The organism is Paractinoplanes bogorensis (assembly GCF_018829635.1).
GTDB lineage: Bacteria > Actinomycetota > Actinomycetes > Mycobacteriales > Micromonosporaceae > Actinoplanes > Actinoplanes bogorensis.
Map to the genome: position 1 here is coordinate 450,864 of NZ_JAHKKG010000005.1, position 16,023 is coordinate 466,886.

Below are 16,023 nucleotides of genomic sequence, written 5' to 3' on the forward strand. Positions count from 1 at the left end.
GACCCCGTGGGAGGCTGCCGTGCGTCGCGTCGCTGTGCTGGGTGGAAACCGGATCCCGTTCGCCCGCTCGAACGGCCGCTACGCCCAGGCCTCGAACCAGGACATGCTGACCGCCGCCCTCGACGGCCTGGTCGCCCGGTACGGCCTGGCCGGGCGCCGGCTGGGCGAGGTGGTCGCCGGGGCCGTGCTCAAGCACTCGCGCGACTTCAACCTCACCCGCGAGACCGTGCTCGGCTCGCGGCTCGACCCGCGCACCCCGGCCTACGACGTGCAGCAGGCCTGCGGCACCGGGCTCGAGACGGCCATCCTGGTCGGCAACAAGATCGCCCTGGGTCAGATCGACGTCGGGGTGGCCGGCGGCGTCGACACCACGTCGGACGCGCCGCTGCAGCTCAACGACGACATGCGCCGGGCCCTGCTCACCCTCAACCGGGCCCGGACGCTGCCCGAGCGGCTCCGCGCGGCGGCCAAGCTCAACCCGCTGCTCGCCTTCAAGCCGGACATCCCGCGCAACGCCGAGCCCCGCACCGGACTGTCCATGGGCGAGCACGCGGCACTGACCGCCCTGCGGTGGAGCATCGGCCGCCAGGCCCAGGACGAGCTCGCCCTGGCCTCACATCAGCGCCTGGCCGAGGCGTACGGGGAAGGCTTTTTCGATGATCTGGTGACGCCCTACCTGGGGCTGACCCGCGACCAGAACCTGCGGGCCGACACCAGCCTGGAGAAGCTGGCCAAGCTGAAGCCGGTCTTCGGCAGCACCGACGCCACCATGACGGCCGGCAACTCGTCGCCGCTGACCGACGGCGCGTCGACCGTGCTGCTGTCCTCCGAGGAGTGGGCCGACGCCAACCACCTGAAGGTCAAGGCGTTCCTGGTCGACAGCGAGACCGCCGCCGTCGACTACGTGCACGGCGACGAGGGACTGCTGATGGCGCCCGCGTACGCCGTACCGCGTCTTCTGGCTCGCAACGGCCTCACGCTGCAGGACTTCGACTACTACGAGATCCACGAGGCGTTCGCGTCGCAGGTGCTCGCCACCCTCGCGGCGTGGGAGTCACCCGAGTTCTGCAAGGAGAAGCTCGGGCTCGAAGCACCGCTCGGCTCGATCGACCGGGCCAAGCTCAACGTGCACGGCTCGTCGCTGGCCGCCGGTCACCCGTTCGCGGCGACCGGCGGGCGGATCGTGGCCACCCTGGCCAAGCTGCTGTCAGACAAGGGCTCCGGCCGTGGCCTGATCTCCATCTGTGCGGCCGGTGGCCAGGGTGTCGTGGCCATCCTGGAACGCTGACCAGAACTCCTCGGCCGGCTGGGGCCGGCCGAACAGGTAGCCCTGCGCCGACGGGCACTCGAGACCGCGCAAGGCCTGCCAGTCGGCCGGGTCCTCGACGCCCTCGGCGACCACCGACATGCCCAGCGAGCGGGCCAGCCACAGCACGGCCTGGATGATCGACGCCTTGCGCGGGTCGGCCGCCAGCCCGGCCACGAACGACCGGTCGAGCTTGACCACGTCCGCCGGCACCGACTGCAACCAGGTCAGCGAGCTGTATCCGGTGCCGAAGTCGTCGAGCGCGATCCGTACGCCCAGGCTCTTGATCATCTCGAGGCGCTCGCGGACGTCGAGCGACGAGCCGAGCAACGCGGTCTCGGTGATCTCGACGACCAGGCGGGACGGGTCCAGGCCGGCGTTGGCGGCCAGCAGGTTGGCCAGCATCGGCACGAAGTCGGCCTCGGCCAGCTGGCGCGGGCTGACGTTGACCGACACGTAGCCGAGCCGGTCGCCCCACTCGACCAGGTGCCGCACGGCCAGGCGCAGCACGTGCTCGCCGAGCGGCACGATCAGGCCGGTCTCCTCGGCGGCCGGGATGAAGTGGCCGGGCGCGAGGATCTGGCCGGACGCCGTCCGCATGCGCACCAGCGCCTCGGCCCCGGTGATCTCGCCGGTGGCGGCCGAGACGATCGGCTGGAACCAGATCGGCAGGGTCACGTCCCGGTCGCCGGCCAGGGCGTCGCGCAGGCGGGCCTCGGCGGCCAGCCGCTCGCGCACCTTGACCCGCATGTCGTCGCTGAAGATCTGCATACGGTTGCCGCCGCCGCGCTTGGCCGCGTACATCGCGGTGTCGGCGGCCAGCACGGCGTCGTCGGCGTCGGCCCGGGACGTGCCGGTGGCCAGGCCGAGGCTGAGCGAGACCTGCAGGTGGCCGTCGCCGAGCTCGAGCGGCTCGGCGAACGCGGCCAGGATGCCGTAGCCGGCCTGGGCCCCGGTCTCGGGCGCGGCGGCCAGCGCCACCACGAACTCGTCGCCGCCGAGACGGGCGACCAGCGAGCCGGCCGGCACCGACGAGCGGAGACGGGCGGCCAGCGCGCGCAGCAGGTCGTCGCCGGCCGCGTGCCCGGAACCGTCGTTGATCGTCTTGAACCGGTCGACGTCGATGTAGATGACGTTGACCGGCTCGCCGGCGTCCAGCAGCACGGGCAGGTCGGCCTCGAACGCCGAGCGGGACAGCAGCCCGGTCAGGGCGTCGTGCCGGACCTGGTTCCGCAGCTCCTCCTGGTGGCGGACGTTGGCGGTGATGTCGAGGCAGTGCACGAAGATCAGGCGAAGCTCGCCCCGGGCGTCGTAGAGGTTGGTGCCGTGCACCTCGACCCACATCGTGGTGCCGTCGTCCTTACGGCGGTAGTGCCGGACGTTGATCGAGTTGCCCTCCTCGGCCACCAGGACGTCGAGCATCCGCGGGGCGACCTCGTCGACCGGCTCGATCGGCAGGTCGGCCACCATGAACCCGGCCGGCAACTCCTCGGGCAGGCGCAGCCACGACCGGTAGGCCGCGTTGGTGCGGACGATCCGGCCCTCGGGCGACAGCATGGCCATCGGCACCGGCGTCTCGTCGAAGGCGATGGTGAGCTGGGCCTGGCTCTCGTCCAGGTTCTGCTGGGCCCGGTGCTCCTCGGCCTCGGACAGGCGCCACGCGATCACCTGGAAGCCGGCCGCGAGCAGCACGGCCGTACCGTGCACGCCGGCCCAGAACAGCGGGTGCGTCTGGGCGGAGTGGTGCCCGTACGTGAGCTCCGGGTCGATGAGGCCGAACAGCCCGTGGTGCACGGTGGTGGCCACGAGGAACACGCCGAACGGCGCCCAGTCCCGATAGAGGGCGAGCGCGGCCACGGCGATGAAGAAGGTGAAGTGGGCCTCGGTCTGGCCGTGTGTCATCGCCACGAAGTCGGCGCAGGCGATGGTGAACCCGAGCGAGACGAAGATCGACGGCAGCCGGCGGCCGGGCATGCGGACCGCGGCCACGACGCACGGCAGCACGAGCAGGAGCAGCCAGGTGGTCAGGTTCCACGCGCTGAGCTCGTCCTGCAGCGCGCCGAAGATGACCAGTACGGCCATGCTGGCGGCGAGCAGGCGGGTCATCAGGCGGTGGCGCCCGGCCCAGTCCTCGTCACGCAGTCCTCCACCGGTCGGCAGCCAGCCGAGCAGCGCAGTCGTCCGGGTCATCATGCGCCTCTCATCGGCGGACCACGTTTCCGGTCGCGGAGTCACCCGGTAGCGACATGGTTGCGTGACGCGGGCCACATTCCGATACGACCCCGTTCCGTTTCGCAACAGTCCGGCGCTAGTGTGCTCATCGGATACGGAACAGTTCCGTTTCGAAATATGGGGGAAACGCCAGATGGACGCACAAACAACGACCGCACCCGCCGGTCACCCGCGGCGGTGGGTCATCCTCGGCGTGCTCGTCATCAGCCTGCTCGTGGTCGTGCTCGACAACACGATCCTCAATGTGGCGCTGCGCACGATCGCCGACCCGGAGCACGGCCTCGGGGCCACCCAGAGCGAGCTCGAGTGGGCGATCAACTCGTACACCCTGGTCTTCGCCGGCCTGCTCTTCACCGCCGGCATCCTGGCCGACCGCCTCGGTCGCCGGATCACCCTGGTCACCGGCCTCGCCATCTTCGCGCTGGCCTCGCTGATCTCCACCTACGCGGACACGGCGAACCAGCTGATCGCCGCCCGCGCGCTGATGGGCCTGGGCGCCGCCGCCGTCATGCCGGCCACGCTCTCGATCATCGCCAACGTCTTCACGCCGCAGGAGCGGCCCCGCGCCATCGGCATCTGGGCCGGCGCGGTCGGCCTCGGCGTGGCCATCGGCCCGATCGTCGGCGGCCTGCTCCTCGAGCACTTCTGGTGGGGTTCGGTCTTCCTGATCAACGTGCCGATCGCCCTGGCCGGTGTCTTCCTGGTCAGCTTCCTGGTGCCCGAGTCCCGCGATCCGCGCCCCAACCGGATCGACATCCCGGGTGTCCTGCTCTCCATCGTCGGCCTGACCCTGCTCACCTACGGCGTGATCGAGGGCGGCGAGGCCGGCTTCGGTGACCCGAAGTCGTGGGGCACGCTCGCTGGTGCCGTGGTCGTCCTGGCCGCGTTCGTCTGGTGGGAGATGCGCACCGAGTTCCCGTCGCTCGACGTCCGGCTGTTCCGCAACCGCACGTTCTCGGCCTCGACCGGCGTCATCGGCCTGGTCTTCTTCGCCGCGATGGGCGCGATGTTCTTCGGCGCGTTCTACCTGCAGCTGGTCCGCAACTACGGCCCGCTCGCGTCCGGTGCGCTGTTCGTCCCGTTCGCCGTCGCCCAGATGGTCTTCGCCCCGCGCAGCGCGGCGATGGTCAAGCGCTTCGGTCCCAAGATGGTCAGCACCGTCGGCCTGCTGCTGGTCGCGGCCGGCCTGACGCTCTGGATCTTCATCGGTCAGGACACCCCGATCTGGATCGTGGGCGCGGCGTTCTTCGTGATGGGTGCCGGCATGGCCAACGTGATGCCGCCCGCCACCGAGTCGATCATGTCGGCCCTGCCCCGCGAGAAGGCGGGCGTCGGCTCGGCCGTCAGCAACACGATCCGCCAGCTCGGCGGCGCGCTCGGCGTCGCGGTCCTGGGCGCCGTGCTCTCCTCGGTCTACCGCAGCAACCTGGGTACTGCGACCGACGGCCTGCCCGCTCAGGCGGCCGACGCGGCCCGCGAGTCGATCTCGGGTGCCTACGGGGTCGCCGAGCAGGCCGGCGCGGCCGGCGCGCAGCTGATCCCGGCGGCCAACGCGGCCTTCCTGGACGCCATGCACGTCGCGTCGATCGGCTCGGCGGTGTTCGCCCTGCTCGGCGCCGTCGTGGCCCTGCTCTGGCTGCCCGGCAAGCGCCCCGCCTCCGCTCCGAAGCCCACCTCCGCCGAGGGGCTGGCCGAGGAGCAGGGCGTGGAGCTGGTCGAGGCGTGACGCGTCGGTAACAATGAACCCCATGACGACTGCCTCGTTGGCCGGCCAGGAGCGCAAGGCTCCCGGCCGGCCGCGCAACGCCCAGGCCGACGAGGCGATCCTTCGCGCCGTGCTCGACCTGCTCAACGAGGGCCAGACCGTGGCCGCCATCTCGATCGAGGCGGTCGCCGCCCGGGCCGGGGTGGGCAAGGCGACGATCTACCGCCGCTGGGCCAACAAGGAAGCCCTGATCGTCGACGCCGTCGCGGCGATGAAGGGCCCGCTGCCCGATCTGGCCGGCGAGTCCGTCCGCGACGACCTGGTCACCCTGATCAAGGCGAACCGCAGCGGTCACCTGCGCGGCTACACCAAGGTCACCGCGTGCCTGCTGCCCGAGCTGATGCGCGACGACTCGATCCTCGAGATGTACAAGGCGGTCGCCGAGCCCCGGCGCGAGCTGATGCGCTCGGTGCTGCGCCGCGGCATCGAGACCGGCGAGCTGCGGTCCGACCTCGACGTCGAGCTGACCCTGTTGATGCTGAGCGGGCCGTCGATGATGCACGGGCTGTTCCAGTGGCAGCCCCGGGTGCCCGACGAGGGCTTCGTCGAAAAGCTGATCGACGCCGTTCTGCGCGGCGCCGCGGCCTGAAAAAGAGAACCGGGCGTGGGCCCTAGCGGCGGCCACGCCCGGTACTCGCCGTCCGGGGTCCGTGTCGCTCACGCCCCCGTGCGGGAACGACCCCCCGTTATCGGATCCGTCCGGCCTCCTCACTCTGCTGCACGTACGGACTCCCCGTGCGGAATCCGAACGAATCCGGATGTCGTAGATTCCCCCTCATCCGTTTCGACGTCGGGAGGCCCGTGTCGCAGTTCGCCGCGCTGCCCGATCCGGGCCAGGCGCAGACCCTGGACGAGGTCGCGGGCTGCCTGCGCCTGCTCAAGGCGTGGGCCGGGAATCCCTCGTACGAGGCGATCGCGGCCCGGGTCAACGCCGTGCGCCCGGCCGGCGAGCAGGTCGGCAAGACCACGGTCGTCGACTGTTTCCGGGCCGGTCGGCGCCGGCTCGACGCCGACCTGGTCGTCGCGGTGGTCGAGGCCCTGCACGCCGACACCGGCTACACCATCCAGTGGCGCCAGGCGCTGCGCGTGGTCAGTGGCGAGACCCGGGCCGAGGCTCAGGTACGCGTGCAGGACGCGCTCCCGCCCCTTCAGCCCGGGTACGTCGAGCGGGCCGCCTTCGCGCCGGCCCCGGTCACTGTGCTGTCCGGCATGGCCGGGTCGGGCAAGACGCGCCTGGCCGTGCACCATGCCCACCGCCTCGCCGCCGACCGGGTCCTCTCGGTCAACCTGCGCGGCAGCCATCCGGACCAGCCGCCGGTCGAGCCGGGCGCCGTGCTCGACGGCTTCCTGCGTCTGCTCGGCGTCCCCGGCCAGCACCTGCCGCACGGTCTGACCGCGCTGGCCGCGGCGTTCCGGGCCCGGCTGGCCGGAACGCGCAGCCTGATCCTGCTCGACGACGCCGTCTCCGACACCCAGGTACGCCCGCTGCTGCCCGACGTGCCCGGCAGCGTCACCCTGATCACCAGCCGGCGTCGCCTCGGCGGCCTGGTCGGCGCGGCCCACGTGCCGGTCGGCGTGTTCACCGAGGCCGAGGCGCGCGCCTTCCTGGCCGCCGCGGTCCCCGAGATCCCGGCCGGCCCCGACCCCGGGGCGGCCGACCGGATCGCGGCGACGTGCGGCTACCTGCCCCTCGCGCTGTCCCTGGTGGCCGAGCACATGCGCCGCCGCCCCGGCTGGACCCTGACCGACCACGCCGACTGGCTCACCGAACGCCGCCGCACCGGCCGCCTCGATGCCGGTGTGCAGACCGCGCTCGACGTCTCGTACCGGAGCGTCTCCACCCCGGCCCGGCACCTGCTGAGGCTGCTCGCCTTCCACCCGGGCCGCACCTTCGACACACCGGCCGCCGCGACCCTGGCCGGCGACCCGCCCCTGGCCGAGCTGGCCCGGCACCATCTGCTGCTGCCGGCCGGACCGGGCCGGTGGGCGCTGCACGACCTGGTCCGCGTGTTCGCGGCGGCCCGCTCGGCCGACGAGGACAGGCGGGCCGACCGGCGGGCCGCCCTGACCCGCCTGCTCGACCACCTGATCGCCACCTGCGCCGACCCGGACGAGCTGGCCGCGGCCGCCTCCTTCGCGGCCGCCGAGGGCTGGCCCGACCACGCCGCCCGCCTCGAGCGCCGCTCAGGACGATGAGGTCGGCGCCCGTTGTGGCCATACGCAGCAGACAACGATCGCGAGGATCGGGATCAGCGACAGGATCGCGAGCGGCTCGGCCCCGAGGAACACGAACCCGCCCCAATACACCGACGGGCCGTGGCCGTTGCGGTGGGTGTTGGCCAGCAGCGACCCGGTCGAGGTGGGGATGTTGCCCAGGCAGGCCGGGGCGAGCAACAGCAGCGTGACGACGCAGAGACCGGTGTAGAGCCGCCGCCGACGCATGCGCATCGACGTGACGAGCCCGAACAGTGCGCCGACCAGCGCACCGGCCAGGCCGCCGAGGACGGTGTCGCGCACGTGGCCGGGCGGCTCGGCCCACATCAGGTCGAGGTTCGGACCGGAGTCCGGGCTGATCTGCACCGCGGCCAGATAGCCGGCGCGGGTGCCGGTGACCTCGGTGAACGCGTCGCGGTCGGCCGTGGTGCGTACGTCCTGCCAGCCGTGGGCCCGCATCTGCCCGGCGACGTCGGCGGCGACCTGCTCCACGCCGGTCCGCTGCGGCATCATGCCGGTCACACTGGTCCGGCCGGCCCGGACGCCGGTGCCGCCGAACAGGGTGTTCCGGCTGTACGGGTTCCAGAAGGTGTGCCGCCCGAACTGGCCGGCCTCGTCGTCGAACGGGATCGGCAGGACCGTCGGCGCGAGGGCGATCGCCGTGGCCGGGTCGGGCGCCATCGGGTCCACGTCCCGCCACGACAGCCACGAGCCGAGCGCGATCCCGCTCAACCCGCCGAGCACGGCCGCGACGACCGCGATCACGAACGCCCGGCTCCTCATGGCCGCCAATATAAGGCAACCTTTCCCGGCGGACCGGCCACCAACAGGGCGTGCCCTTCCTTAAGAGACGACACGTCATCGCCGCCGGCCTCGGCGCCCTGGTCCTGCTGGCCGGGGTGGCCCGCGCGCAGTTCGCCGACGCCGCCGCCAACGTCACCTACGACACCGGCAGCGGGCTGGTCTTCACCGTCAACGGGACCAACGGCAACATCAGCTCGCTGCAGCACAACGGCGTCGAGCTGGCCGCGAGCGGGCAGGCGGCCGGGCAGTTCCAGTCCGGCTGGTCGTCGGCGGCGGTGTCGAGCCGGACCATCGGCACCTCGGTGCTGGTCACCGTGGCCAACAGCGACCTCGGCGTGACGATGTACTACTTCGCGCGCCGCAACGACAACACGATCTACATCGCCACGAACATCACCAAGGCGCTGAACCCGGGGGAGGCCCGCTTCATCAGCCGCCTCAAGTCGTCACTGCTCACGACGTCGCCGGTGGCCGCGCGTACGGCCGGCTTCGGCACCACGGTCGAGGGTTCGGACGTCTTCGCTGATGCCAACGGCCGGACGGCGTCGAAGTTCTACAACTCGCAGCGCACGCTCGTGCAGCAGCCGTTCGGGGCGAGCGGGAACGGGCACGGGGCGTACATCATCCCGGGGTCGCACGAGATGAGCTCGGGCGGGCCGTTCTTCCGCGACATCGAGGTCAACGACACCGGCTCGGCGGTCAACATCACGCACTACATGTTCAGCGGCCACCAGCAGACCGAGCCGCTGCGCCTGGGGCTGCACGGCCCGTACGCGCTCGCCGTCACCGACGGCGCCCCGCCGGCCGGGCGGTCGCTCGACTTCCTGTCCGGGGCGATCCCGGGGCTGCTGCCCGACGCCCAGCGGGGAGGAGTTTCCGGTACGGCGTCCGGCGCCACCTCGGCCACGGTCGGGCTCGCCGGTCCCACGGGTCAGTACTGGGGCGCGGTGAAGTCCGGCCAGTTCGTGATCGGGCACATCCGGCCGGGTACCTACACGGCGACGCTCTACTCGGGAGAGCTGGCAGTCTCGTCCAAGACGGTCACCGTGGCCGGCGGCGCGACGACGACGGTCGCTTTGTCCGGTTCGGCGCCCGCCTCGGGAACGCTGCTGCAGCTCGGCGTCTTCGACGGCACCCCGGCCGGGTTCCGCAACGCCGACAAGATCGAGACGATGCACCCGTCGGACTCCCGCATGGCGTCGTGGCAACCCGGCACGGTCTCGAGCGCGGCATCCTGGCCGATGGCGTCGTTCAAGGCGGTCAACTCGCCGCTGGCCCTGGCCTTCCCGCTCGCCTCGGTGCCGGCCAACGGGGTGCGGCTGCGGATCGCCATCACCGGTGGCTTCGCCGGCGGGCGGCCCGCGGTGTCGATCGGCGGCTTCACGTCCCCGGCGTCGGCCTCGCCCGCCTCCGAGAACCTCAACTCGCGCGGTGTCACCCGTGGCACGTGGCGGGGCGTCAACCGCACCTACTCGTTCGCGATCCCGGCCGGCGCCTTGAAGACCGGCACCAACACCCTGTCGATCTCGGTGATCAGCGGCAGCAGCGGCGACGGATTCCTGAGCCCCAATTTCGTGTACGACGCCATCGCCCTCGACCCGGCTTAATACGGTTTCGCCGCGCGCCCCGGCCGTGTTCGATAGCGGCATGGTCGAGGTGCTGGCACTCCACGGGTCGCCCGGGTCGGGCAAGACCACCCTCGCACGCGAACTGTCCGAGACGATGCGGATGGCCGACATCGCCCACGGACTGGTCGACCTGGACGATCTGAGCATCGTGCACCCGTACGCGGGACCGCAGTTCTCGCGCGACAACCTGCGGGCCGTCTTCCCGAACTATGTGGCCGCCGCGCCCGGCCTCCACCTGATCGTGCCGCTCGTCTTCAACGACGAGGACGACGTCGACCTGCTCAAGGCGGCCGTGCCGGGTGCGCGGCTGATCGTCTGCGAGACGACGGCGCCGATCGACGTGCTGAAGAAGCGGGTGACCGCACGCGAGCCGACCGAGGAGTGGCGCCGGCGGCTGCGCGACTTCGTCGACCTCTATCGCTCGCGCGACGACCACGTCCGGATCCGGGACTTCCAGGTGAGCACCTACCCGGCCACGGTGGCGGAGTCCGCGGCCGAGATCCTGGAGAAGGCGGGCTGGCTCACCCCTTCCGGGCGCTGACCAGGTGGGTCGGCAGCCACGGACCCGACCACCACTGGCGCCAGCCCAGGCCGTGCCGCTCGACGTCGGTCACGGGCAGGGTGCGCAGGCGACGCTCGTACTGGACCGTGTGGTTGAGGTCGGCCAGCAACAGCCGGCCGCCCGGCCGCAGGACGCGTACGGCCTCGGAAATCGCCCGGTCCCGGTCGCCGAAGTCCCTGAGGTTGTGCACCACGATGTTCGAGACGACCAGGTCGAACGATTCGTCCGGGAACGGCAGCGCGGTGATGTTCGCCGTCTCGACCGACACCCGCTCGGCAACGCCGGCCGCCGTGGCGTTGCGTAACGTCGCGTCGGGTCCGTTGCCGGACTGATCGGCCCGCCACAGATCGACGCCGACCGCCCCGCCCCGCGGCACCCGGCGCGCGGCCGAGATCAGCAGAGCGCCGCGCCCGCACCCCAGGTCTAGCACTTCTTCGTCGCCGCGCAGCCCGAGCCCGTCGAGCAGCCGCCCCCACACCACGAATTTGCCCACCCGCGACGCGTAGAACCCGAGCCCGCAGCACGCGCCGATCGCCAGCACCCCCAGCAGCGGCCACCAGCTGCGGCTCAGCACGGCCTGCACCAGCCCGGCCACGGCCAGCAGCGCCGGCACGACAAGCAGCCGCGGCGCGTCGACACCATAGGATCCGGGCGGCCGCTCAGACATCGGCTTCTCCCATCTGGCCCGCCTGGCGGGAGCAATTCACGCTACTGATCAACGGTGAAGATGACAGCCCGGTTCGCAGCCGCAGCCTTGCCGTAGAAGTCACGTACCTTGCCGAACCAGTACCAGGTGTAGTCGAAGTCTTCATCGCTGAGCACACCCTGATAGTCCTCGGGGTCGATGCGGTCATAGCGGCGGCGCATCCAAGTCCGGTCCACCTTTTCGAGGGCTTCGGCGACCTGGGCGACCTCGGCCGGACGCACGTGCACCACGAAGTATTCCTCGCCCTCGTGGTGGTGGTCGCCACCGAGCACCGCCATGTCCAGCGGAGACAGGCGTCGGCCGCTACCGAGCGTCCCGTCGCTCAGGCACCGATGGATCGCATCCCAGGCTTTATCCGTCTCGCAGTCCAACGGATCGCCCTCCCAGTCACCCATCTCGACGTCCTCGACGAACTCCCGAACCTCGGAGTCGTCACGTGTCGCGATCAGCGCTGCTTCCTGCTCGTCGGTAAGCGCATAGAACATTCCGCGGCATGCCATGGCCAGCAGGGTACGTGTGCCGCCGCCGGCGAAGGCTGCTCGGCAGATGTGGATGGCAATCTCGGCTAGACCTGGCGTCGGCGAACCGGGACCGGTGGATCGGGGAAGCGCGCATCACAGGCATCGCACAGCGTGAGTTCTGTGGTCCGCCATTCGCGAAGCTCTGCGGTGGCACCACACCATTCGCACACCGTTCGGGAAAGAGTTCGGAACGCGTCCGTGATGGTGGACAGCTCGTCTGACTCCTCCGGCGACCACTGCGGTTGATCCTGGACCCGTCGGCGCGGGAACGCCTGGAACGAGAGTTCGCCGTCCTCCTGTCTGATGTCCAGGAGCTCGTATTCTCCGAAGACGGCCACGAGTCGTTCGTGGCAGGCCTCAACGAGTGCCCGCCATCCCTCGCCGACCCACGCCACGTCGAAATCGCCGTGGCGGCCGTGTGGCCGCAGCCGGTCGATCAACTCAGGGCTGTTGACGGGATCGAGGCACCACACCGACTGAGCCTTCCATAGTTCGAGACCACGCGCGTGGCCGCGGACAGCCGTCGAAGCGTGGCGATCGCCGGAACCGGCGTGACCGGGCCGGTGCGGCAGGCGGGCAGATGACAGCGGCCACCGGTGCGAGTCGCACCGATGGCCGCCGTGTGTTCAGTTCAGATCAGGCCTGCATCAGGGGTACGCCACCACGTTGCGCGGGGTGGTGTTGCCGGCCGGGTTGGGGACCGAGCCGCCGGTGTCGTTGACGACGTTGGCGATGGTGCCGACGTCGCCCAGGGAGACCGTCAGGATGCTGCGCAGCTGCACGCCGGAGCGGTTCGGGACCTCGAAGGCCCGGTCGACCCGGACGCTCGGGTTCACGTTGAAGAAGGAGTACGAGCCGCCACCCCAGAGCTGGTGCTCGGTCACGTTGTCGGCGACCTTGTAGGCGGCGTAGCCGTTTCCGCGGGGGCCGATCCAGGCCGCCTGGTTGGGCACGTCGTACGGCTTCTCGTTCTGGAAGAAGATCGTCTTGCCGCGGTTGCCGTTCCAGATCACCTCGTACTTCTGGTAGTGCTCGACGAACAGGCCGGTGGCCAGCACGTCGTCACCGTTGACGATGAGGCCGGTGTCGCCGGTGTTCACCGTCCAGCCGGTCGGGGCGCCACCGTGGTCGGCGCGCCAGGCCCAGATGTGGTCGATGATCGTGTCGTCGCTGTGCACGGCCAGGGTGGTGGTGGCCTTGCCCTGCACGCTGCTGCCGATGCGGAAGAACACGTCCTGGATGCTGATCGGGTTCGCCGCGTGGTCGGTGTGCACGCCGGCCCGGCCGACGCTCATCAGGGTCGGGCTGTTGGTCGTGCCGGCGTCGAACGTGATGCCGCTGACCTTGACGCCGTCGACGTCGGCCACGTTGAGCGCCTCGACACCGCCGGTCGGGATCAGGGTCGGGTAGCCGATGCCGGTGACCACGGTGTTGGCCCGGGTGACCTGCAGCGTCTGGTTGAGCGAGTAGGTGCCCGGGGTGAAGAACAGGTTCAGGCCCTGGGCCAGCGCCTGGTTGATGCGGGCGGCGCTGTCGGTCGGCTTGGCGACGTAGAACTCACGCATCGGGATCGACGTGCCGGCGGTGTTCGGCCAGCTGGCGCCCGCGGAGTTGCGGCGCAGGGCGGGCACGAAGACGCGGTACTTGCCGGTGTTGTCGATGTAGAGGAACGGCTTCTCCCGGGTGACCGGGGTGGTCGCCAGCGTGGTGTGCGGCGGGTTCGGGAACGCGTTGCCCGGGGCACCCTGCACGCCGGAGAACACCATGTTCCAGACGCCACCCTCCCAGCGGCCCACCTTGCTGTCGCGGGTGTACCACTGCTGCTGCGAGCCGGAGGAGATGGTGCCGTCGACGATCGAGTCGGCCAGGTAGCCACCGCTGGAGTAGCCCTGCCCGTTGTCCTGGTTGGACGGGGCCAGGGTCAGGTTGCCCTTGATGTGCACGCGGCGCATCGGGGCGGCCTGCGAGACGGCCCACCGGTTGGTGCCGCCCTCGGGCACGATGGACAGGTTCTCCATGCTGCGCCAGAAGTTCTGGGTCGCGTTCTTCTCGTCGCCGTAGTTCCAGCCCGAGTCGACGTTGACCGCACCGTTGATCGTCACGTCGTCGGGGTTGAGACCGAGACCGGCGACCGTGGTGTAGAAGCCGACGTTGGCCCAGACCCGCCCGTACGTGCCGGGCTTGAACAGGAACACGTGGCGCTGGGTGCCGAACTGCGCGGTCGGGCTGCGCAGCTGCGCGTTGAACGCCGAGTCGACCGCCGTCTGGATCGTCGCGGCGGACGTGCCCGGGTCGAAGATCCGGACGTTGCCGCCGAAGTCCGGGGTGTCGGACGTCGGCAGGGCCGGTCCGGTGGTGGGCGGCGTGGTGGGCGGGTTGGTGGTGGCGCCGAAGACCTGGAACTCCCAGAGCGAGTAGCCGTACGGGGTGGCCCGGGTCGTGCCGTTCATGCGCACGTACCGGCCGCTGCCCGAGACGTTGAGGGTCTGGAGGCCGGCCTTGCCGACCGTGGTCGGGGTGATGTTGGTCCATCTGGTGCCGTTGGCCGAGGTCTGGATGGTGAAGGCCGACGCGTACGCGGCCTCCCAGTTCAGCTCGACCCGGCTGATCGACTGGGTGCTGCCCAGGTCGACCTGCAGCCACTGGGGGTCGGCGAACGTGCTGGACCAGCGGGTGCCGGTGTTACCGTCGACCGCCGCGCCCGCGGTGAAGGCGCCACTCTCGACGGACGAGGCGGTGGCCGGCTTGCCCTGCGAGATAGGGGTTTCCGCGGCGCTGGCATTGGTCGTGACCGCGGCGACTGTGATGCCGAGGGCGGTGGCCAGCACCGCGCTCATGGCGATCAGTCCACGTCGTCGATTCTTCTTCGGCGGTGGGGATGTCAGTGTCGGGGATGTCATATGCCTGCCTTGTCGGGCGGGTGGCCGCGCCTCCGTGGGGACGGACGCGCAGCGGAACGGGGAGCCGTGCAAGCGCTCCCAGAGAGCGCTTTCCGGGAATTGTTACTTCGCTGTTCAGGAGCGTCAATATCCCGGCAACAAAGCTGCCCCTTTGACCCCGACCTGCCGAAGTGCGGCGGGAAACTGTTATCCGAGGGCGAGCGGATCGTCCAGAAGGCACGCGAAGCCGAGGTCGGCCGCGCCGATCAGGGTGGCGTCGTCGGCCAGGGCCGAGACCCGCAGCTGGGCCCGTTCGCGCGAGACGGGCATGGCGTGCCGGCTGATCCGGGCGGTCACCTGCGGGGCGGCGGCCGTGAAGACGTCGCGCAGCATGCCGCCGAAGATGACCACGCCCGGGTTGAACAGGTTGATCAGGTTGGCCACGCCGATGCCGAGCCAGTCGCCGATCCCGGCCACGGCGGCCGACGCGACCTGGTCGCCCGCGAGGGCGTCGCGCACCACCTCGGCCACGGTGGCGGAGCCGGGCGCGCGGCCGGCCGCCGCGATCAGGGCGTACTCGCCGGTCTCGGCCTCGAGGCAGCCCTGCGATCCGCACAGGCAGTCCCGGCCGTCGAACGGGTTGACCAGCATGTGCCCGACCTCGCAGCCGTAGCCGCCGTCGCCGCCCATCAGCCGGCCGCCGACCAGGATGCCGCCGCCCACGCCGACGTCGCCGTGCAGATAGATCAGGTCGGGGACGCCCACGCCGGCGCCGCGTTCGTACTCGGCCAAGGCACCCAGGTGCGCCTCGTTGCCGACCGCGACCGGGCGGCTGATGTCGAGAGCGCGGGCCAGCTCGGTGCCGAACGCCTGGTCGACCCAGCCCATCTCGGGCCCGTAGCGGACCATCCCGTCGCCCGGCCGGATCATGCCGCAGTAGGAGGCGCCCACTCCCACGCACACCGATTCCGCCGGCGCCTCGCTGAGCAGCTCATGACCCAGAGACGCCAGTTTCCGTACGACGGTGTCGAGGTCGACGCCGGTCCGCGTGCGGCCCGCGGAGCGGCGGTCCAGGATCTGCCCGCCCAGCCCGACGCGCGCCACGGTGAGCCGGTCGACCGCCACGTCGATCGCGAGCACGAAGACGTGTGGCGACGGGCGCACGACCAGCGACGGGCGGCCCGCCCCGGTGGTCCCGGCCGGTCGTTCCTCGGTGACCAGCCCGGCCCCGGCCAGTTCGGCCGTCAGGGCCAGGATCGTGCTGCGGTTGACGCCCATCCGCTCGGCCAGCGCGGCACGCGACAGCGGCCCGCTCACGTGCACGTGGTGCAGCAGGGTTCCGAGGCTGGGCCGGTGTCTGGTCATCCCACCGACATCAAACAAGCACGGACCGCGATTGCCAAGCG

At 71.0% G+C, this 16,023-nt stretch carries 13 protein-coding genes; 6 read left to right on the forward strand and 7 right to left on the reverse strand.

Annotated elements, in window-relative coordinates; translation table 11 throughout:
• Positions 1-19: 19 nt before the first annotated feature.
• Entirely contained in the window at positions 20-1,288 is a 1,269-nt protein-coding gene (locus KOI35_RS17500) for an acetyl-CoA C-acetyltransferase (RefSeq protein ID WP_215788518.1), read from the forward strand.
• Here KOI35_RS17500 and KOI35_RS17505 read toward each other — a convergent pair.
• The gene (locus KOI35_RS17505; protein ID WP_246613254.1) at positions 1,208-3,499 is read right to left on the reverse strand and encodes a putative bifunctional diguanylate cyclase/phosphodiesterase; all 2,292 of its coding nucleotides are present in this window, start codon (positions 3,497-3,499) and stop codon (positions 1,208-1,210) included. The genes KOI35_RS17500 and KOI35_RS17505 overlap by 81 nt on opposite strands.
• A gap of 172 nt (positions 3,500-3,671) precedes the next feature.
• Between KOI35_RS17505 and KOI35_RS17510 the strand changes: the two genes are divergently transcribed.
• The 3 genes from KOI35_RS17510 to KOI35_RS17520 all read left to right on the forward strand — a co-directional run bounded on the left by KOI35_RS17510 (position 3,672) and on the right by KOI35_RS17520 (position 7,499).
• Entirely contained in the window at positions 3,672-5,264 is a 1,593-nt protein-coding gene (locus KOI35_RS17510) for an MFS transporter (RefSeq protein ID WP_215788519.1), read from the forward strand.
• 22 nt (positions 5,265-5,286) lie between these two features.
• Positions 5,287-5,892: a TetR/AcrR family transcriptional regulator gene (locus KOI35_RS17515; RefSeq protein WP_246613255.1), complete on the forward strand. Its 606-nt coding sequence runs from the start codon at positions 5,287-5,289 to the stop codon at positions 5,890-5,892.
• Between the two features lie 212 nt (positions 5,893-6,104).
• Entirely contained in the window at positions 6,105-7,499 is a 1,395-nt protein-coding gene (locus KOI35_RS17520) for a hypothetical protein (protein WP_215788521.1), read from the forward strand.
• On the opposite strand, the gene KOI35_RS17525 is transcribed toward KOI35_RS17520, so the two are convergent.
• The gene (locus KOI35_RS17525; protein ID WP_215788522.1) at positions 7,488-8,300 is read right to left on the reverse strand and encodes a hypothetical protein; all 813 of its coding nucleotides are present in this window, start codon (positions 8,298-8,300) and stop codon (positions 7,488-7,490) included. The two genes, KOI35_RS17520 and KOI35_RS17525, sit on opposite strands and share 12 nt — an antisense overlap.
• A 50-nt stretch (positions 8,301-8,350) precedes the next feature.
• On the opposite strand from KOI35_RS17525, the gene KOI35_RS17530 reads away from it, so the two are divergent.
• Positions 8,351-9,928: a rhamnogalacturonan lyase B N-terminal domain-containing protein gene (locus KOI35_RS17530; RefSeq protein ID WP_215788523.1), complete on the forward strand. Its 1,578-nt coding sequence runs from the start codon at positions 8,351-8,353 to the stop codon at positions 9,926-9,928.
• 40 nt (positions 9,929-9,968) lie between these two features.
• Positions 9,969-10,490 carry an ATP-binding protein gene (locus KOI35_RS17535; RefSeq protein ID WP_215788524.1) on the forward strand — a complete coding sequence of 174 codons (522 nt, stop codon included), beginning with the start codon at positions 9,969-9,971 and terminating at the stop codon, positions 10,488-10,490.
• On the opposite strand, the gene KOI35_RS17540 is transcribed toward KOI35_RS17535, so the two are convergent.
• The 5 genes from KOI35_RS17540 to KOI35_RS17560 form a co-directional block, all read right to left on the reverse strand.
• On the reverse strand, positions 10,471-11,178 hold the full coding sequence (locus KOI35_RS17540; RefSeq protein WP_215788525.1) for a class I SAM-dependent methyltransferase: 708 nt from the start codon (positions 11,176-11,178) through the stop codon (positions 10,471-10,473). The genes KOI35_RS17535 and KOI35_RS17540 overlap by 20 nt on opposite strands.
• A gap of 41 nt (positions 11,179-11,219) precedes the next feature.
• A complete protein-coding gene (locus KOI35_RS17545; protein ID WP_215788526.1) occupies positions 11,220-11,717 on the reverse strand; it encodes a YfbM family protein in 498 nt (165 codons plus the stop codon).
• Positions 11,718-11,782: 65 nt separating this feature from the next.
• Positions 11,783-12,211 carry a hypothetical protein gene (locus KOI35_RS17550; protein WP_215788527.1) on the reverse strand — a complete coding sequence of 143 codons (429 nt, stop codon included), beginning with the start codon at positions 12,209-12,211 and terminating at the stop codon, positions 11,783-11,785.
• Positions 12,212-12,385: 174 nt separating this feature from the next.
• Positions 12,386-14,575: a pectate lyase-like domain-containing protein gene (locus tag KOI35_RS17555; RefSeq protein WP_438870608.1), complete on the reverse strand. Its 2,190-nt coding sequence runs from the start codon at positions 14,573-14,575 to the stop codon at positions 12,386-12,388.
• A 249-nt stretch (positions 14,576-14,824) separates the two neighbouring features.
• Positions 14,825-15,982 carry an ROK family transcriptional regulator gene (locus KOI35_RS17560; RefSeq protein ID WP_215788529.1) on the reverse strand — a complete coding sequence of 386 codons (1,158 nt, stop codon included), beginning with the start codon at positions 15,980-15,982 and terminating at the stop codon, positions 14,825-14,827.
• Between the last annotated feature and the right edge of the window lie 41 nt (positions 15,983-16,023).

Excerpts from the sequence above, each read along its gene's own strand:
- KOI35_RS17535 (WP_215788524.1), top strand. The coding sequence starts at position 9,969 with ATGGTCGAGGTGCTGGCACTCCACGGGTCGCCCGGGTCGGGCAAGACC.
- KOI35_RS17510 (WP_215788519.1), top strand. The coding sequence starts at position 3,672 with ATGGACGCACAAACAACGACCGCACCCGCCGGTCACCCGCGGCGGTGG.
- KOI35_RS17560 (WP_215788529.1), bottom strand. The coding sequence starts at position 15,982 with ATGACCAGACACCGGCCCAGCCTCGGAACCCTGCTGCACCACGTGCAC.
- KOI35_RS17545 (WP_215788526.1), bottom strand. The coding sequence starts at position 11,717 with ATGGCATGCCGCGGAATGTTCTATGCGCTTACCGACGAGCAGGAAGCA.
- KOI35_RS17515 (WP_246613255.1), top strand. The coding sequence starts at position 5,287 with ATGACGACTGCCTCGTTGGCCGGCCAGGAGCGCAAGGCTCCCGGCCGG.
- KOI35_RS17525 (WP_215788522.1), bottom strand. The coding sequence starts at position 8,300 with ATGAGGAGCCGGGCGTTCGTGATCGCGGTCGTCGCGGCCGTGCTCGGC.
- KOI35_RS17505 (WP_246613254.1), bottom strand. The coding sequence starts at position 3,499 with ATGATGACCCGGACGACTGCGCTGCTCGGCTGGCTGCCGACCGGTGGA.
- KOI35_RS17555 (WP_438870608.1), bottom strand. The coding sequence starts at position 14,575 with ATGAGCGCGGTGCTGGCCACCGCCCTCGGCATCACAGTCGCCGCGGTC.
- KOI35_RS17540 (WP_215788525.1), bottom strand. The coding sequence starts at position 11,178 with ATGTCTGAGCGGCCGCCCGGATCCTATGGTGTCGACGCGCCGCGGCTG.